The sequence below is a fragment of the Burkholderia sp. BCC1977 genome (genome assembly GCF_905339595.1).
GTDB lineage: Bacteria > Pseudomonadota > Gammaproteobacteria > Burkholderiales > Burkholderiaceae > Burkholderia.
On the sequence record NZ_CAJPGQ010000010.1, the window covers coordinates 119,906 to 137,772 of the forward strand.

Here is a 17,867-nt window from a genome sequence, read left to right on the forward strand (position 1 = left end):
GTCGGACCTCATCCGCGGCGCGGCGCCGGATTGTTGCGCACGATCGTCGCGCGCAGGTTGTGAGGGTCGAGCGCACGCACGATGCGCAGGTCGTCCGCGCTCGGCGCGGCCGTCGTGCCGAGTTCCGGATGCGCGATCAGCGGGAAGCCGGTCGCGTCCTGCACCTCGTCGAAGCTCACGCCCGGATGCAGCGAGCGCACGCGGATCGCGTGATCGGGCCCGCCGAAATCCATCACGCACAGATCGGTGACGATGCTGCGCAGGTCGACGAAGGTCTTCATCCCGGGCAGCCGTCGCGCCGGGTTGTAGCCGACCGTGCAGACCATGTCGACTTCGCCTTCGACGAACGTGCGCTTGCCGTGGCCGCTGACGAAGAACGAGTTCGCGTGGTTCGTCGAGTTGCCGGGGAAGCCGCGCGCGCCGAGCAGCTGGGTCTTCGGACGCGCGTAGTCGTCGCCGAGCCACGAGATGTTCGCCTGGCCGAAGCGGTCGATCTGCGTCGGCATCACCAGCGCATGGCGGCGGCCGTGCCACAGGCAGTCGAACACGCGTTCGTAGGTCATCCAGCCGCTCGCCTTCACGCGATAGCCGTCGGGACGGGCCCCAAGCGGCACCGGCTCCTCGACGAGATACGCTTCGCCGTCGGTCAGCATCAGCCCGTTGTTGTACGCGAGCCGCGCGAGGCCGGCCGCGAGCCGCGGGCCCGTGCCGATGCCGGTCGCCAGCACTTCGCCGTCGTCGCGCCAGAGTCGCGCGGACGCGACGATCATCAGTTCCGCGAGGGAATGGTCGAGAGATTCGCTCACAGGCGCTCCTTTACAGAATCGGCAACGGCAGCGTCGACACATGCGACAGGCCGCCGACGCCTTCGAGGTACTGGCGTTCGTCCTGGCCGACCACGTCGCGCAGGTACGCCGCCGTCTTCGCATCGTCTTCCGCGCTCGCGCAGTACGCGCGCAGGTGCGGCAGGTCCCAGCCGTAGGCCGGCCCGCACGACGTCGGGTGCGCGCCGCCCGGCGCGTGCACGACGCCGGTGACGAGCGAGCGCTCGAACGGGTTGCGGCGCGCGGCGTCGAGGTCGTCGCTCGCGAGCGACGCGTCGACCGCTTCCGCCGACACGTAGCAACGCTGCGCCGCGCGCGCCATCCACGCGTCGAAGAACGGATCGGGACCGTCGATGCGCGTGTTGCCCATCCGGTCGGCCGCGTTCACGTGCAGCAGCGCGACGTCGAGTTCGATCGCCGGCATCGCGAGCAGCGTCTCGCCGTCGTCGTACGGCGAGCGCACCGTGCGCAGTTCAGGCGCGTGATCGAGCAGCGCGGTGCCGAGCCCGGCGCGCGTCGGCAGGAACGGCAGGCGTGCGGCAGCCGCGCGCAGGCCGAGCTGCAGCATCCCTTCGTCGAGTTCCAGCACGTCGACGCGACCCTGTTCGCGGGCGCGGCGGAAATGCGGTTCGAGCGGGATCACGTCCAGCGACACGAAGCCGAACACCACCTTGCGCACCTTGCCCGCGGCACACAGCAGGCCGACATCGGCGCCGCCGTAGGCGACCACCGTCAGGTCCTTCAGGTTCGAGCGCGCGATCTCGCGCACCAGCGCCATCGGCTTGCGCCGCGGCCCCCATCCGCCGATGCCGATCGTCATGCCGTCGGCGAGTTGCGCGACCACGTCGCGCGCGGACATCGTCTTGTCGAGAGGTTTCATCGTCATCGTGCTGGCTTACCGGTATCCGATGCTGAAATCGTGGCCCCACTGGCTCACCTTCGTGGCCTCGAACACCGCGTGCTTCGACCAGTCGACCGTGAGGCCGCCGAAGCCGTATTCGAGATCGAAGCCGCCGGGGGTCTTCATGTAGAAGGAGATCATCTGGTCGTTGCAGTGCCGGCCGAGCGTCGCCGACAGCTTCACGTCGTGCGCGGCGACCCGATCGAGCGCGCGGCCGACTTCGTCCATCGAGTCGACTTCGGCCATCACGTGCACGCAGCCCGACGGCACCGCCATCTCGAACAGCGCGAGGCTGTGATGGCGCACGTTGCGGCAGTGCATGAAGTGAATGCGCTTCTCGGGTTCGGCGGGGTCCGGCGTGAACTTCACGCGGTAGATGTCGGACAGCTCGAAGCCGAGCACGCCGCGCACGAACGCGTCGGTCGCGTCGAACCGCGGCGCGGGCAGCACCGCGTGGCCGAGCCCCATGTCGCCGGTGACGAAGCGCGCGACGCCCAGCGGCGACACGAAGCGGCGGAAGTCGCAGCGTGCGCCCCAGTACAGCTCGTGGCGGTTGCCGGACGGGTCGGTGCACCACGCCATCGCCTGCACGCGGCGCAGTGCGGCTTCGTCGCGCGTGGCGCGCACGGCTTCGACGCCCGCCTGCTGCAGTGCCGCGAGCGCGGCGTCGAACGCGGCGCCGTCGGGCAGTTCCCAGCCCGACGCGAAATAGCGGTCGGTCGCGCCGGGGACGATCACGTAGCGGAAATCGCGCTCGTCCATCTTCAGGTACAGCGCGCCGTCGGGCGCGTCGAGCGCCTGCATGCCCAGCACGTCTTCCGCGTAGCGGCGCCACGCATCGACGCGGGTCGCCTCGACGACGACGTAGCCGAGCGCACGGACATCGATCATGTCGGCCTCCTCCAGGTTCAGAATCCGTTGTTCGTGAAAGGATTCTGGCCGGTCGGGGATGGCGTCACATCGTCTGTTGGGACGAGAGCCGGCGGGGATTCGGCGGGGATTCGGGGGGAAGCGGACGCACGCGACAGCCCGGCGAAGCGGGCCATGCGCGACGGAGAAGGCGGGAAGCGGTAGCAGGTTGCCGAGCGGCGGCAACCGGAATCAATCGAACGGATTCAACAGCCGGACGCCGGTGCGAGCGAAATCGTCGACATTGCGCGTCACGACCGTGAGATCGTTGATCAGCGCGGTAGCCGCGATCAGCTTGTCGAGTGCGTGCGTCGGGTCGGGCACACGCAAATGGCCCCACATCTGGCTGGTTTCGAGATCGACCGGCAGGATGTTCGACGCATAGCCGGACAGAATCGTCGCCATCCATGCCTCGAGCGCCGACGCCTGCGGATGATCGCCGCGATGACGGATCAGATCGACGCCGCGCCGAAGTTCGGCCACCGTCACGATCGACAGGTAAAGCGGGCTCGCGTCGGCCTCGGCCTGCATGAAGAACCCGCGCACGCCGCGGTTGGTTCGCTTGCCCTTCCTGATCTCGCTGATGACGTTCGTATCAATCAAAAACACGCCTGACCTCGCCGGAATCCTGAACACGTTGAAAATCCGCGTCTTCACCGACGTCCGGCATGCTCATCAGCACTTGCGCAAATGTCCTTCGCTTCGGCCGGCCGAGTGCATCGGCCAGAATGGCCCGATGTTCGGCCTCGGCACTCCTGCCGTTCGCCGCGGCCTGCTCTCGAAGGCTCTGAACGATACTGTCATCCACGTTACGCACCAGAAGATTTGCCATGAGTCCCTCCATCCAGATTGCTATCAATGATAGCGCCAAGGCGGTGAATTGCAAGCATTGCTATCATCGTCGTGATCGGACGGAAGCCGGGGGTCGGCGTTGGCCTGCGGCAGCGGACGGCATGAAGCCACCCACGTTCCGCCGTCGGCCCGACGCGTCGAACTGCTGTTGTCCAAGGTAATCCGGCCGGGTCGACGAAAAAAGACGGCCGAATGGCCATTCACCGGCGGGCGGTCTGCGCAGGCGCGCGTTGTCCGGCGCGGCGCGGCGTCGAATCCGACGCCGCCGCACGCCCCTCGCCAGCACCGCGACCAGGATCACGGACGCGATCGGCAACATCGTGCCGGTAATAACGGCGACGAACGCCTGGGCCGGCGCGGTCCAGGTGAGCGCCAGGACCATCGATTCGAGCCGGTTCGGCCGGACGTTCCGGCAGTCGAGCAACAGGAAGGTCAGCGGATACGGCCACGGCACGAAAGCATCGAACGGCCGGAGCGCGGCCGTGCCGTGCTGCACGTCCGGCTCAGAACCGGTACGAGATCCCGATCTGCAGGACCGGATACCAGCGATACCGCGACATCACCCGGTTCAATTCGTCGAGGCCGCTGGCAGCCAGAACCTGGCTCTTCTGCGGTCCGGCCGCGGCGGCGAGTTCCGGCGACAGCGTGTACGAGCAGCGCGGGATGCCGTACGCGACGCCCAGGTCGGCGACGAAACCCAGCCCTTTCGACGCCGGCCGGTGCCCGTAGCCGATCCCGACATACGGCATCACGGTCGGATAGCGTGCCTCCGCGACCGCGTACATCCCCGGCAGCGCCGGATAACGCTTGCCGGCGAACACGTAGGTCCCGTCGGTGGGCACCGACACGCCGCGGATCTCGTCGTCGTTGAAGCGCAATCCGATCGTCGCGCGAAAGCCGCTGCCGCGCCACGGAAAGATGTCCGCATAGAGACCGCCCTGCCGCAGCTTGATGTCATCCTGATAGCGATTGCCGGCCACCGTGAAGTCATGCGTCAGGTTGATCGCATTGAAGTCCGCGTGCGCGCCCAGCACCGAATTGAAGCTCACGGCCGCACCGATGCCGACGCCCTGCGTGCCGCCCTGCAGGTAGATTTCCTGCGCGTGCGCGCCGGCCGCGACCACCATCGCCAGCGCTGCCCATTGGTTCACTGTCATTTTCACGGGCGTCCCCCCCGACATGTGCCGGGCGCGCCGACCCGCCACGTGCAGCGCATGTCGCCACGCGCGGCGGGTCCCCCGGCACGACATCTTGCAAGCAAGCCTGCTGTTTGACGGATCGAACCTGCGATGCCCGTTCGTGCCGCCGATACGACGCAGTGCGTCCGGCACGGCGGGCCGCCATCCCGCGGCTCGATCCGATCCCCGATATTTCGATGTCGTTGCGTGCCGCTCCCGCGATTCGTCGTTGCCATCCGTCGCGGTTGTGTCGAGCGGCCCCGGCATAACCGCAAGGCGTGTGCCATGCGGCGCGCAACGGCACGGGACAAGCGTCGCGGTCAAACGTCCGGGGTCATGCGTGGGGAGAATCAGCGGAAATGTTTCAGGAACGCATCTGTTTTCGGCACGTCAGCACCGTGCCCGAGGCAGCGGGAGCAGCGCAGCGGGCGCCGCGACGCGTGTCGGGCAAGCACGCGCGGCCGTCGGCACACGCGAAATCGCAACGGCCGGCCAGCGCGTGTCACGCCATGCGTGGAAGAAAATGTTTCATCGACGTGACCTCGCGCGAGTCGCACGTGGTCCGGATGCGAGACGCGTGCGACGCAGGTCAGGGTGAATACCGAGGACGATGCGTGCACAACCAGTCGTCGGTGAGCTGGCCGTTCATGCACCTGGACGCATGCAATGCGGGCAGACGATCCCGGGCGCCCGCGACGTGCAGTGCCGGGATCGATTCGGCGAGTCGGCACCGAGCGCAGCTGAAGCGTTCGCCTGCCGAGCCCGCTCGTCCGCGCGGGCCCGGTGCATCCGCTACAACCCGTACCCGCCGGACACGTTCAACTGCTGCCCCGTGATGTAATTCGCGCGGTCCGACGCGAGAAACACCGCCGCGCGCCCGATATCGTGCGCCTTCCCCCAGCGCTTGAGCGCGAGCATCTTCTGCGTGTCGTCGATCCACGCCTGGTCGAACTGCCCCTGTTCGAGCAGCACCGGAAACATCCCGGCCTCGATCACGCCGACCAGGATCGAATTCGCGCGGATCTCGTGACGGCCTTCCTCGCGCGCGAGCCCCTTCACCAGCGCCTCGTTCGCCGCCTTCGGCGCGACCGACAATCCATCGCGATCCGGCCAGCGCAGATGCCCGGCCGAACCGAGCGTGACGAACGACCCGCCGCCCGATGTGCGGAAATGCGGCAGCGCGGCCTTCGCCGCATTGAAGAAGCCGACCGTCTCGACCTCGATCGCGCGACGCCAGTCGTCGTGCGTCATGTCGCCGATGTGACGCTGGTTCACGAACGGGCCGGCCGCCCACACGATCGTGTGCACGCGGCCGTGCGCGCCGATCGCGGCCGCGAGCGCCGCATCGATCCGCGCGGGATCGGTCACGTCCACGCCGTGCGTGGTGGCCGCGACGCCTGCGTCGCGCAACTCGCGCGCGACGCGCTCGGCCACGTCGGCCTTGCTGCGGTAAGCGAGCGCGACCGGCACGCCGGCGCGCGCGAATTCGAGCGCGACGCCCTGCCCGATTCCGCCGCTGCCGCCGAACACGAGCACCGCGCCCTGCGGAAATCCGTTGTCGTTCATGCGTTCATCCCGTCGTGCATCCCGTCGTGCATTCCGTTGCCGACATCTCACGCAGCGTCGCGTTCAAGCCGCCGCCTCGGTGCCCGCGCGCAGCCGGTACTTCAGCACCTTGCCGGCCGCGCTCGTCGGCAGTTGCTCGACGAACGTGAAATGCCGCGGCACCTTGTAATTCGCCATGTTGCTGCGCGCCCAGTCGTTCAGTGCGTCGGCGTCGGCATGCGCGCCGGGACGCAACACGACGTACGCATGCCCGACTTCGCCGAGCCGCGTATCGGGCACGCCGACCAGCGCGACCTGCGCGATCGCCGGATGCGCGGCCAGCAGCCGCTCGATCTCCGCCGGATAGCAGTTGAAGCCGCCGACGATGAACATGTCCTTGATCCGGTCGGTGATCTTCAGGTTGCCGTTGGCATCGACGCAGCCGAGGTCGCCGGTATGCAGCCAGCCATCCGCGTCGACGGTTTCGCGTGTCGCGTCCGGCTGGTTGAAGTAGCCGCGCATCACGTTGTAGCCGCGCACCCAGATCTCGCCGGTCTCGTCCGGCCCGAGCGCCGCGCCGTCCGGCGCAGCGATGCGCAGTTCGACGTCCGGCATCGGCCGGCCCGACGTACAGGCGACCGTCTCCGCGTCGTCGCCATGACGGCACAGCGTCGCGAACCCGCACGATTCGGTCAGCCCATAGCCGGTCAGCACGGTCTCGAAGCCGAGTTCCGCGCGCATCCGCTCGATCAGGCTCGGCGCGATCGCGGCCGCGCCCGTCACCGCGATCCGCAGTGACGACAGGTCGCGCGTCGCGCGATCGGGCGCATCGAGCAGCGCGTAGTACAGCGTCGGCGGGCCGGGCAACACCGACACGCGTTCGTCGGCGACGCGCCGCAACACGTCGGCCGGCTGGAACACGAGATGCGGCAGCACGGTCGCGCCGCTCGACAGCGCGGCGAGCCAGCCCGCCTTGTAGCCGAACGTATGGAAGAACGGATTGACGATCAGGTAGCGGTCGTCCTGGCGCACGCCGGCGATCTTCGCCCACGCCTGCGCGGCCCGCAGGTTCTGACCGTGCGCGGTCATCACGCCCTTCGGGCGGCCCGTCGTGCCGGACGTGAACATCAGGTCCATCACGGTATCCGGCGTCACCTGCGCCTCCCGCTCGCGCACGGCGGCGCGCGGCACCGCCGCGCCGCGCGCGAGGAACGCGTTCCAGGTTTCGTCGCGTGGGCCGGACGGCGGGTCGCCGTCGAACACGACGACCCGTTCGAGCGTCGCGGGCCGATGCGGCGCGAGCATCGCCGGATAGGATTCGCCGAGGAAGGTGCCGCAGCAGAACAGCAGCCGCGCGCCGCCGTCGTGCAGGATGCCGCCCACCTCCATGCCCTTCATCCGCGTGTTGACCGGCACGAGGATCGCGCCGACGGTGTGGATCGCCAGCGCCGCGACGATCCATTGCGGCAGGTTCGGCGCCCATACGGCGATCCGGTCGCCGGCGTCGATGCCGCTCGCGAGCAGCGCGCGCGCCGCTTCGAGACGCGCGGCGTCGAGTTCCGCATAGGTCAGCCGGCCGTGCTCCGACTCGATCGCCGGATGCGCGCCGTGGCGCGCGGCAGCCCGCGCGATCAGCGCGGGCGTGGTGAGGATTTCGTTGTCCATCGTCATATGCGTCGAAACAGGGTTGCCGTGCGCGCCATCGACACGCCGCGGCTCAATCGGGGAACACCACGCGCAGCGCGTCGCTCGCGGGCCGCGCGCAGCAGGCAAGCGTCCAGCCGGCCGCGATCTCTTCGTCGTCGAGCACGTGGTTGCTGTCGAGCGCCACCTCGCCGCGTTCGATTCGGCACATGCATGCGCCGCACTGCCCCATCCGGCAGGAATTCGGTGCGGGCAGGCCGGCGCGCAGCATCGCGTCGAGCAGCGTTTCGCCGGGCGCGCTGTCGAACGCGAACGCCGCGCCGTCGAGCACCGTCTCGATCGCCGCGCCGTCGCCATCGCCCGAGGCGGCGGTCGCCGCGGCCGGATCCGCCTGCGCAGGTGCATCGGGCAGCGACACGAAGCGCTCGACATGCACGCGCGCACGCGGCAGCCCGAGGCCGAGCATCGCGGCGAGTGCGTTCTCCATGAACATCGCCGGCCCGCAGATGAACGTCTCCTGCTGGCTGAACGGCCGCGCGAGTTCCTCGAGATGCCGCTGCTGCGGCACGCCCTGCACGCTGTCGAGCCAGTGGATCACGCGCAGGCGGCCCGGATGGCGGTGCGCGAGCTGCTGCAGTTCGTCGCGGAAGATCACCGACCGCTCGTCGCGGTTCGCATAGATCAGCGTCAGCATCCCGCGGCCGTGCACGAGCGCCGATTTCAGGATCGACAGCACCGGCGTGATGCCGCTGCCGCCCGCGAACAGCAGCAGGTCGCCGTCGAGCGTGCGCGGCGTGAAGACGCCGGCCGGCGGCAGCACGTCGAGCGCATCGCCCGCGCGGACGCGGTCGCACAGCCAGTTCGACGCGCGGCCGTCGCGCACGCGCTTGACGGTGATCTTCGGCGCCGCGTCGATGCCCGGTGCGCTCGACAGCGAGTAGCAGCGCGCGACGGTCGCGTCCGCGCACGGCACGTTCAGCGTCAGGAACTGCCCGGGCCGGTACGCGAATGCATCGCGCAACGCGGCGGGCACGTCGAACACGAACGAGCAGGCGTCGTCGCTTTCGGCGATCACGTCGGCCACGGTCAGCCGGTGGAAGCGGGAATCGCTCGGGGAATCGCTCGGGGAATCGCTCGGGGAATCGCTCGGGGAATCGCTCATCGCCCGCTCCTCATGCCGCGCCGGTCGCGTTCCGGCCGGGTTCGGCCGCGCGGCAAGGCGCGTGGTTCGACGCGAGCGCCGGCGCGATGCACGCGAATGCGTTCAGCACCTGCGCCGCCGCGGCACCGACCAACTGCGCGAGCTCGCGCATGATCGTTGCGCCCGCATCGTTCTCGATCTTGCGGTTCAGTCTGCGTGTCATGGGTCGTCTCAATCCGATGCGATAAAACACGCGCCGCCGTCACGCGGCCGCTCGGCTCGCGGGCGCACCCGGCGTCGTATACGCACCGTCGAGATAGACGAGCGGATCGACGTCGCCACTCATCAGCACTTCGCGAATGCGCCCGATGAACACCGTATGCGTGCCGTATTCGAAGCGGCCGTCCTGCTCGCACACGAGGCTCGCCTGCGAATCGTGCAGATACGGCACACCCAGCGGCGACGTGTGCCACTCGCCGGTCGTGAAGCGCGCCTCGCCCTTCAGGCGGCCGCTGCAGTCGATCGCGATGCCTTCATGCCGTGCCGACAGCACGTTCACGCAGAACGGCGCGCCCGCGTCGAGCGGCGGATACAGCGACGCATTGCGGTTGATGCAGATCAGCAGCGACGGCGGATCGGTCGACAGCGAATCGACCGCCGTCGCGGACATCGAGTAGCGCCGGCCGTCGTGCGCGCTGCTGATGACCGTGACGGAGCGCGCGAGGCGGCGCATCGCGAGCAGCATGTCGGTGCGCAGCGGATGGGTAGTGAGATCGCTCATCTTTGGACTCCGTCAAGTTCAGTCGTGGACGGCCGGGCTGACCGGCCGCCGGCGTCGGCCGCTTGCGCGGCCAGGTGGTCGGCGGCGATGAACCCGAAGGTCATCGCGGGACCGAGCGTCGAGCCCGCGCCGGGGTAGCTCGTGCCCATCACCGATGCACTGGTGTTGCCGATCGCGTACAGGCCGTCGACCGGCGCACCGTCGGCGCGCAGCACGCGCGCATACGCGTCGGTGACGAGCCCGCCCTTCGTGCCGATGTCGCCCGCGTCGATCCGCACCGCGTAGAACGGCGCCTCGTCGACCGGCCCGAGGCACGGATTCGGCTGGTTCTTCGGATCGCCGTAGTACGTGTCGAACAGGTTGTCGCCCTTGCCGAACGCTTCGTCGATACCGGTTACCGCGTAACGCGCCATGTCGCGCAGCGTGTCGTGCAGCCCGGCCGCATCGACGCCGATCCGCGCGGCGAGCGCGTCGATCGTGTCGGCCTTCACGAGCACGTCGCGAAACGCGTCCGGAATGCGTGAATCAGGCATCATCGACGCCGGCATGATCGGCCCGCACGGATACTTGCGGCGAAAGCGCGCGTCGAACACCATCCACGCCGGCACGCACGCGCCGCTGCGCGCATGGTCGCGATACATCGCCGGCACGAATTCCGAATACGGCGCGGCTTCGTTGACGAAGCGCTTGCCGAGGCCGTTGACGATCACGCAGCCCGGCAGGTTGCGTTCGACGAACAGCGCGCGCTGCTTCTCCTCGCCCGCGACGCCGACCGTCGGCGCGCCCCACACGTGTTCCATCAGCGCGAGCGCGCCGCCGAGCCGGTGGCCTTCGGCGATCGCGTCGCCGGTATTGGCCGGCGGCGTCGCGCTCCACTGCGCTTGCGTCGGCTGCGGCAGGTAGCGCTCGCGCATCGGCTGGTTGCGCTCGAAGCCGCCCGCGCCGAGGATCACGCCGCGCCGCGCGACGATCGTCACCGGCTGCCCGAAGCGCTGCACACGCACGCCCGTCACGCGGCCGTCGACGTCGAGCAGGTCGCGCATCGGCGTGTCGAGCCACACCGGCACGTTGCGGTCGAGCAGCGCGCGGCGCAGCCCGCCGATCAATGCGTTGCCGAGCGTCAGCCGCCGGTCGCGCCGCGTGCGGCGGCGCACGCCGAGATCGAGCCAGTAGCGGCCGAACTGCGCGATCGCGAGCCGCATGAAGCCCGGCCCGCGCGAGAACAGCGTGTGCGCCTCCTTCGACGTCACGGCCACGCGGCCGCCGATCAGCGTGCCGGGCGACGGCGAACGCAGCCGCTCGAGTTCGTCGCCGAGCAGCCCGCCGTCGAACGGCAGCGGATCGAGCGCGCGATAGCCCGGCATCGCGCCCGGCAGCTTCTGGAAATAGTCCGCGTACTTCGGCAGCGCCTGGTAGCGCACCGGCGTCTTCGCTTCGAGGTAACGCAGCATCTCGGGCGCCTGGTCGAGATACGCGTCGAGCCGCTCGCGCGACGATGCGCCGGCCGTGCACGCGTCGAGATAGCGGCGCGCGGCCTCGCGCGTATCGGTCGCGCCGAGTGCCGCGATATGGTGGTTGCACGGGATCCAGATGCCGCCGCCCGAGACCGCCGACGTGCCGCCGTACAGCGCCGTCTTCTCGATCACGACGACGGACAGCCCGCGGTCGGCCGCGCGGCACGCCGCGAGCAGCGCGCCCGCGCCCGAACCGACGACCACGACGTCGAACACGTATTGCTGCGCTTGCGTGTCGTTCATCGCGGCCTCGTCAGATGAAGTAGTCCGTGTTCTCGCGGCCGAGCATCACGGCACCGAGGTTCTGGCCGAAGCGGTCCACGTTGTTCGCGTAGTGCGCGCGGGCCGCGTGCAGGTCGAGGAAGCGGCGCACCAGCGGATTGCGGTGGTAGATGCCGTTGCCGCCCGCATAGCGCAGCAGCGCGTTCGCGGCCTGCGCGCAGCGCTCGGCGACCTGCGCGGACTGGTAGCGGAAATGCACGCGGCGCTCGATCGACACGGCCGGGCCACCCGTCACCGACGCCATCAGTTCCGCGAAATTGCGCTTGAGCAGCACCTTCATCTCGTCGATCGCGACAGCCGCGTTCGCGCAGGCGTTCTGCGCGCCCGGATCGTCGGTCGTCTTCGCGCCGCTGTTGGCCGACACGCGCGTGGCCGCATAGCCGGTGAAATCGTCGAGCGCGCCCTGCAGCGCGCCGATGCACGACGTGCACACCGCGCGCACGAAGATCTGCGCGAACGGCAGCTTGAACAGCGGCGCGTCGTTAACGGCCAGGCCCGGGCTCGTGCCCATCATCCCGTCGATCGCCTTGTGCGTGCGATACGCGGGCACGAACACGTCGTCGACGACGATGTCGTGGCTGCCGGTCGCGCGCAGGCCGAGCACGTCCCAGTCCTGCTGGATCCGGTAGTCGGATTTCGGCAGCAGGAACGTGCGGTATTCCGGCGGCTGCCCGGCCTCGGCCGGCGGCACCAGCGCGCCGAGGAACACCCATTCGCACAATTCGCTGCCGCTCGAGAACTTCCAGTGGCCGGACAGGCGGAAGCCGCCTTCGACCGGCGTCACGCGGCCGACCGGCATGTAGGTCGACGCGATCAGCGCCGCCGGATCCTTGCCCCACACGTCCTGCTGCGCGCGTTCGTCGAACAGCGCGAGCTGCCAGTTGTGCACGCCCACGACGCCGTACACCCATGCCGTCGACATGCAGCCGCGCGCGAGCGCCATCTGGATGTCGAAGAAGGTCTGCGGATCGCGCTCGTAGCCGCCGTAGCGCTTCGGCTGCAGCACCTTGAAGAAGCCGGCGACCTGCATGTCGGCGATCGTCTCGGCCGGGATGCGGCCCTGCGCTTCCGCCTGCGCGGCGCGGCCGGCAAGCGTCGGCGCCAGCGCCTCGGCCCGGGCGATCAGGGTGGCGGCCAGTGCGTTCGAATCGTTGTCGCGATGCACGAATGTCTCCTGTGATGCGGAGCGGGCGACCTCGCCACCCCGATCTCTCTTAAAGTTGTCCGTCGCGGCTGGCGCCGCGAGCGAGGGTTCCTGCTGCCGATGGTCGGGCTCGCGCGGCCGCGCCGCATCGTCCGAAGGGACGACGGGCGCGTAACACGGCCCGGCGCGGCCCAGCCCGCGTTACGCGCAGGCGCGCTCCTGCTCCTTGTTGAAGAACGGGATCACGTGCTCGCCGATGTTGCGGATCGTCTCCATCTGCGCGTCGTGCGGCACCGTGCCCATCTGGCACAGGAACAGCACTTCGTCGACGCCCGCTTCCTGCAGGCGGCCCACGTAGCCGATGCAGTCGTCCACCGTGCCGTACGCATGGTTCGGGTTCATCATCGCGAGCGCCGGATCGGCGAAGTTCACGACGACTTCCTCCGACGCGAAGCGCGAACGGATCACCATCTCGCCGGTATCGGCCTGCACGAGGTCGTCGCCCCACTTCGCCGGGTCCGGACGTTCGCCGCCCGTGTACCAGTACGCGAGCGATTCCATGAAGTAGCGCTGGCCGCGGATGCCGATCTTGCGGGCCTTCTGGCCGTCGGCCATCACGACCGTCGGGCACAGTGCCGCGAGGTGCTGGGTCGGGCGGAAGCCGACCTGGTCTTCCGGCTTGCGGTTCGCCCACGCTTCGCGATAGACCGCGTTCTTCTTCGCGACTTCGTCGGGGCCGCCGAAGCCGAGCACCAGCGCGCCCATCCCGCGCTGGCCGGCGCGCAGCAGCGCGTCGGTGTTCGTGCAGGCGAGGTACATCGGCGGATGCGGATCCTGGAACGGCTTCGGGTGGATCGGACGCTTCGGAATCTTGATGTACTGGCCGTCGTGCTCGATCTCGTCCTGCACGAACATCTTCGGCACCAGGTACATCGACTCGTCGATCATCGGCTGCAGTTCGTTGAGGTCGTAGCCGAACGCGCCCGCTTCCTGCTGGCTGCCGCCCTTGCCGACGCCGAAATGCACGCGGCCGCCCGACAGGATGTCGAGCAGCGCGACGCGTTCCGCGACCTTGATCGGATGGTTCATCGCCGGCGGCAGGCACACGACGCCGTGACCGAGGCCGATGCGCGTCGTGCGGCCGGCCAGGTACGCAAGGAAGGTTTCCGGCGCGCTCATGTGCGCGTAGTTGGTCAGCGACGTGTGCTCCACGCACCAGATCGTGTCGAAACCGACCTGCTCGGCCAGCAGCGCCTGCTCGACCGTCTCCTTGAACACCCGATGGTCGCCCTCGCGCGATGCGTCGGTGGTCTGGGCTTCGTAGATGAGGGAAAACTTCATTGCGTGCGTCTCCATGTATGTTGGACGAGTCGGGGTCGTGCAGCCGCCCGCACGATACGGACGAATAGCGACGGTCCACGGATGGGAGTGTCGGCGCGCGGGCCCGCCCGGGCATCGTCTGTTTGGAGTAACGGCATGCAGGCGGGGACAGAGGGGTTTCACCGTCATCCGATCGGACTGCGTCGCGGCCGGCACCGCGCGCTAGCATCGAACGACGGCGCATCGCGCGCCGACACATCACGACAACGGAGAGAGGGAATGAAGGTATCGATGCTGCTGTACCCGGTCGACGACATCGACACGGCCTTGCCGCTGTTCGTCGACGGGCTGGGCCTGAACGTGAAGTTCCGCGACGGCGACCGCTATTGCGCGCTCGACGGCGGCCCGCTGACGATCGCGCTGGTCGCCGGCGACGAGCAGATCGTCGAACGCGCGGCGCTCACGCTGCGGGTGGATGAAGACGACGACCTTTACGCGGCGATGGCGCGGGTCGTGAAGGCCGGCGCATCGGTGCGCGTGCCGGTGCAGGCCGGGCCGCACGAGTACCGCGCGGTGCTGGAGGACAAGAACGGCGCGCTGCTGGTGCTGTCGCAGAAACGCGCGGCATGACGCGGCGACGCGGCGACGCCGCGACGCGCGGCGCACGGCCCGGCCGGCGCGAACCCGGCCGGATGCCGCGCGCAGAGCCGGTGTCAGGTAGCGACGTGCGCTACACGCGCTGCATGCACGACATGCACGACATCCGTTACGCGGCCGCGCCGGGCGCGCGCAGGTCGCTGGTTTCCAGCAGCTCGAGCAGCGTGCCGGCCGGCTGGCTGAGCCGCTTCGCGGCGAGCGCGATGAATTCGACGTCGGGCAGCGCCGGCAGCCGGTCGCCGTTCAGCGGCGTTGCCAGACCGCGTGCCGACAGGTACTGCGACGTCGCGGTGAGTCCGAGCCCGGCCCGCGCGGCCGCGATGCAGCCCGGCTGGCTGCTGCTCGAACAGACGATTTCCCAGCCGATCCCCTTTTCCGCGAGCGCGTTCAGCACGACCGCGCGCGTGACGCTCGGCTCGGCGACCAGCACGAGCGGCAGCGGTCGCTCCAGGTCGACCACGGTGCCCGGCCGCGCGACCCATTCGAGCCGCGCGCGCAACAGCGGCGTGCCGCGCCGCTCGCCGAGCCGCCGCTTGCCGACCATCAGGTCGAGCGCGCCCGCATCCATCAGTTCGTAGAGCCGGCTCGTCATGCCGGTCGTGATTTCCAGCGCGACGTCCGGGTGCGCGGCGCGGAACGCCGCGAGCACGTCCGGCAACGCGACCAGCGCGAGATCGTCCGACGCGCCGAGCCGCACGCGGCCCTGCAGCCGTGGCTTGCGGAACTGGGATTCCGCACGGTTCAGCGCCTGCAGGATCACGTTCGCATGCACGAGCAGCGCCTCGCCGTCGGCCGTCATCGCGATCGAATGGGTGTCGCGCACGAACAGCCGCCGGCCGACGCTCTCTTCGAGACGACGGATGTGTTCGCTGACGCTCGACTGATTGAGCCCGAGCTGCCGCCCCGCTTCGGTGAAGCTGCGGCAGTTCGTGACGGTCGCGAACGTCTTGAGCCAGACGGGATTGAGCATCCCGCATTGTCATTGGCAATTCCGATGACAGTCAATGCCTTCAGGCAGCTTCCCGATGACCACCGGAATCGGTACCATCGCACGCTTGTAGACCGGCCCTGCGCCGGCGCGAGCCGGCCGCCGCCGGGCCGCGCCGCCCGTCATGTCGCCGCCGCGCCGGTCGCCGCACTTCCCATTTCGTCATGTCCCGCGAACCCTCACACTCCGCGCTGCTGTGGATCGTCGCCGCCGCGTTCTTCATGCAGTCGCTCGACACGACCATCGTCAACACCGCGCTGCCGTCGATCGCGCAAAGCCTGCATGCGTCGCCGCTCGCGATGCAGCCGGTCGTCGTGGTCTACACGCTGACGATGGCGATGCTCACGCCGGCGTCCGGCTGGCTCGCCGACCGGTTCGGCACGCGCCGCGTGTTCTCGCTCGCGATCCTGGTGTTCTCGCTCGCATCGATCGGCTGCGCCGCGTCGCACACGCTCGGCCAGCTCGTCGTCGCACGCGCCGTGCAGGGCATCGGCGGCTCGATGCTGCTGCCGATCGGGCGGCTCGCGGTGTTGCGCCGCGTGCCGGGCGAGCAGTACGTCGCGGCGATCGCGTTCGTGTCGATCGCCGCGCAGCTCGGCCCGATCGTCGGGCCGACGCTCGGCGGCTGGCTCACGCAGGCGATTTCCTGGCACTGGGTGTTCATCGTCAACGTGCCGGTCGGCGTGGTCGGCTTCCTCGCGGTGCAGCGCTTTCTGCCGCACGACCAGGCCACACGGCCGCCGCCGTTCGACTTCGTCGGCTGCGCACTGCTGTCGGTCGCGATGATCGCGCTGTCGCTCGCGATCGATCCGCCGATGCCCGCGCACCGCGCCGGCTGGGCGCTCGGGCTCGCCGTGCTGGGCGTGGCGAGTGCGCTCGCCTACCTGCCCCATGCGCGCCGCCGCGCGCAGCCGCTGTTCCGGCTCGGGCTGTTCCGCGAGCCGAACTTCGGCTCGGGGCTGCTCGGCAACCTGCTGTGCCGGATCGGCACGAGCGCCGTGCCGTTCATGCTGCCGCTGCTGATGCAGGTGCAGCTCGGCTATACGCCGCTGCAGTCGGGGATGATGATGCTGCCGGCCGCGATCGCCGGCGTGATCGCGAAGCGCTGGATCGCGCCGCTCGCGAAACGCTTCGGCTATGCGACGTTCCTGGTCGTGAACACGGGGATCGTCGGCTGCGCGATCGCGGGGTTCGCGCTGGTCTCGGCACGGCCCGCGCCGGCGCTGGAGATTGCGTTGCTGATCGTGTTCGGCGCGGCGAACTCGATGCAGTTCGCCGCGATGAACGCCGTGACGCTGAAGGGGCTGTCGCACGCCGACGCCGGCAGCGGCAACAGCCTGTTCACGATGATGCAGATGCTGGCGATGGGGCTCGGCGTGTCGATCGGCGGCGGGCTCGTGAACCTGTTCGCCGCGCATTGGGGCTCGATGGCGAACGGCTTCATGCTGTCGTTCGCCTGCATGGGCTCGGTCACGCTGCTGTCGTCCGTCGTGTTCCGGCGGATCGATTCCGCCGCGCCGCCGCGGCCGGTCGCGCCGCGGCCGTCCGCGTAAGCGGCGCCGCCGGCGGGCGCGGCCGTCAATTCACCTGGCGGCGCTCGACGACCCGCTTGAGCACCCAGCGGATCGACGAACCGTCGGCCGGCGGCTGCGCGACGCGATATTCGTCGACTTCCAGCACGTATTGATAGCCGGGCTGGTACGCAAAGCCCTCGATGCCCGCGTACCACAGGCCCCACGGCTCGGCCGGGTTGCTGCGCACCTGCAGGCAATCCATCGGCGCGACGCCCGTGCAGCGCGCCGCCTGCGGCGCGACATAAACGGTCCGGGTCACGGGCCGGCCATCGGCCGGGCGAGCCGCGCGCGCATCCGTCGCGACCGCGTCGGTCTGGCATCCGGCGAGCAGCGTGCTGCCGGCAATCACGGCCGCGCCGAGCAGCGTCTGGGTCTTGCGAATCATCTGATGTTCCTCTGGAAGCGTTGGCAGGAAGCGTTGGCGGGCCGATTAGACGAACGGTGCGCCCGGAAAGTTCACAAATCGCTTACAGCACGCGTCCCCCCCTCATTCGTGGGATGTCACACGTGCGCCAACGCGTTACCGTATTCCGGTGCACGCAGTTGCGCGCCGCCGCCGGCGGTCCGGACACGCCCACGCACGCACCCGCACGCCCGGCGCACCGCGACCCGG

19 protein-coding genes are annotated in these 17,867 nt (G+C 69.4%); 2 read left to right on the plus strand and 17 right to left on the minus strand.

All coding sequences use genetic code 11. From position 1 onward, the window contains the following. Positions 1-8: 8 nt before the first annotated feature. The 15 genes from U5771_RS11455 to U5771_RS11525 all read right to left on the minus strand — a co-directional run bounded on the left by U5771_RS11455 (position 9) and on the right by U5771_RS11525 (position 14,056). Positions 9-806, minus strand: coding sequence for a ketoacid CoA transferase (locus U5771_RS11455; RefSeq protein WP_322024067.1), 798 nt, complete (start codon positions 804-806; stop codon positions 9-11). A gap of 10 nt (positions 807-816) precedes the next feature. Then, entirely contained in the window at positions 817-1,710 is an 894-nt protein-coding gene (locus U5771_RS11460) for a CoA transferase subunit A (protein ID WP_322024068.1), read from the minus strand. A 9-nt stretch (positions 1,711-1,719) separates the two neighbouring features. Next, positions 1,720-2,616: a VOC family protein gene (locus U5771_RS11465; RefSeq protein ID WP_322024069.1), complete on the minus strand. Its 897-nt coding sequence runs from the start codon at positions 2,614-2,616 to the stop codon at positions 1,720-1,722. Between the two features lie 210 nt (positions 2,617-2,826). Then, positions 2,827-3,243, minus strand: a complete 417-nt coding sequence (locus U5771_RS11470) for a type II toxin-antitoxin system VapC family toxin (protein WP_322024070.1) — start codon at positions 3,241-3,243, stop codon at positions 2,827-2,829. Next, the gene (locus U5771_RS11475) at positions 3,230-3,466 is read right to left on the minus strand and encodes a FitA-like ribbon-helix-helix domain-containing protein (protein WP_014899176.1); all 237 of its coding nucleotides are present in this window, start codon (positions 3,464-3,466) and stop codon (positions 3,230-3,232) included. Before U5771_RS11475 ends, U5771_RS11470 begins: the two co-directional genes overlap by 14 nt. Before the next feature lie 63 nt (positions 3,467-3,529). After that, positions 3,530-3,982 carry a hypothetical protein gene (locus U5771_RS11480; RefSeq protein ID WP_322024071.1) on the minus strand — a complete coding sequence of 151 codons (453 nt, stop codon included), beginning with the start codon at positions 3,980-3,982 and terminating at the stop codon, positions 3,530-3,532. A 7-nt stretch (positions 3,983-3,989) separates the two neighbouring features. Further along, on the minus strand, positions 3,990-4,667 hold the full coding sequence (locus tag U5771_RS11485; protein ID WP_322024072.1) for a hypothetical protein: 678 nt from the start codon (positions 4,665-4,667) through the stop codon (positions 3,990-3,992). Between the two features lie 789 nt (positions 4,668-5,456). Further along, positions 5,457-6,230, minus strand: coding sequence for an SDR family NAD(P)-dependent oxidoreductase (locus U5771_RS11490; RefSeq protein ID WP_322024073.1), 774 nt, complete (start codon positions 6,228-6,230; stop codon positions 5,457-5,459). 63 nt (positions 6,231-6,293) lie between these two features. Next, positions 6,294-7,880: a FadD3 family acyl-CoA ligase gene (locus U5771_RS11495; protein WP_322024074.1), complete on the minus strand. Its 1,587-nt coding sequence runs from the start codon at positions 7,878-7,880 to the stop codon at positions 6,294-6,296. Between the two features lie 46 nt (positions 7,881-7,926). Beyond that, positions 7,927-9,015 (minus strand): ferredoxin--NADP reductase, encoded by a 1,089-nt coding sequence (locus tag U5771_RS11500; RefSeq protein ID WP_322024075.1) that lies wholly within the window; start codon positions 9,013-9,015, stop codon positions 7,927-7,929. A gap of 10 nt (positions 9,016-9,025) precedes the next feature. Beyond that, positions 9,026-9,217 carry a hypothetical protein gene (locus U5771_RS11505; protein ID WP_322024076.1) on the minus strand — a complete coding sequence of 64 codons (192 nt, stop codon included), beginning with the start codon at positions 9,215-9,217 and terminating at the stop codon, positions 9,026-9,028. A 39-nt stretch (positions 9,218-9,256) separates the two neighbouring features. Then, complete coding sequence (locus U5771_RS11510; RefSeq protein ID WP_322024077.1) at positions 9,257-9,775, minus strand: flavin reductase family protein; 519 nt, start codon at positions 9,773-9,775, stop codon at positions 9,257-9,259. Then, on the minus strand, positions 9,772-11,532 hold the full coding sequence (locus U5771_RS11515) for an FAD-dependent oxidoreductase (protein ID WP_322024078.1): 1,761 nt from the start codon (positions 11,530-11,532) through the stop codon (positions 9,772-9,774). Before U5771_RS11515 ends, U5771_RS11510 begins: the two co-directional genes overlap by 4 nt. 10 nt (positions 11,533-11,542) lie before the next feature. Continuing rightward, on the minus strand, positions 11,543-12,736 hold the full coding sequence (locus U5771_RS11520) for an acyl-CoA dehydrogenase family protein (RefSeq protein ID WP_322024079.1): 1,194 nt from the start codon (positions 12,734-12,736) through the stop codon (positions 11,543-11,545). A gap of 180 nt (positions 12,737-12,916) precedes the next feature. Beyond that, complete coding sequence (locus U5771_RS11525) at positions 12,917-14,056, minus strand: LLM class flavin-dependent oxidoreductase (protein WP_322024080.1); 1,140 nt, start codon at positions 14,054-14,056, stop codon at positions 12,917-12,919. Between the two features lie 258 nt (positions 14,057-14,314). Between U5771_RS11525 and U5771_RS11530 the strand changes: the two genes are divergently transcribed. Then, positions 14,315-14,665, plus strand: coding sequence for a VOC family protein (locus U5771_RS11530; protein WP_059522625.1), 351 nt, complete (start codon positions 14,315-14,317; stop codon positions 14,663-14,665). Between the two features lie 136 nt (positions 14,666-14,801). On the opposite strand, the gene U5771_RS11535 is transcribed toward U5771_RS11530, so the two are convergent. Beyond that, the gene (locus U5771_RS11535) at positions 14,802-15,662 is read right to left on the minus strand and encodes a LysR family transcriptional regulator (protein WP_322024081.1); all 861 of its coding nucleotides are present in this window, start codon (positions 15,660-15,662) and stop codon (positions 14,802-14,804) included. Positions 15,663-15,844: 182 nt separating this feature from the next. Between U5771_RS11535 and U5771_RS11540 the strand changes: the two genes are divergently transcribed. After that, the gene (locus tag U5771_RS11540) at positions 15,845-17,233 is read left to right on the plus strand and encodes a DHA2 family efflux MFS transporter permease subunit (RefSeq protein ID WP_322024082.1); all 1,389 of its coding nucleotides are present in this window, start codon (positions 15,845-15,847) and stop codon (positions 17,231-17,233) included. 25 nt (positions 17,234-17,258) lie between these two features. Here the strand turns inward: U5771_RS11540 and U5771_RS11545 are convergent, their stop codons facing one another. After that, complete coding sequence (locus tag U5771_RS11545; protein WP_322024083.1) at positions 17,259-17,639, minus strand: DUF4377 domain-containing protein; 381 nt, start codon at positions 17,637-17,639, stop codon at positions 17,259-17,261. Between the last annotated feature and the right edge of the window lie 228 nt (positions 17,640-17,867).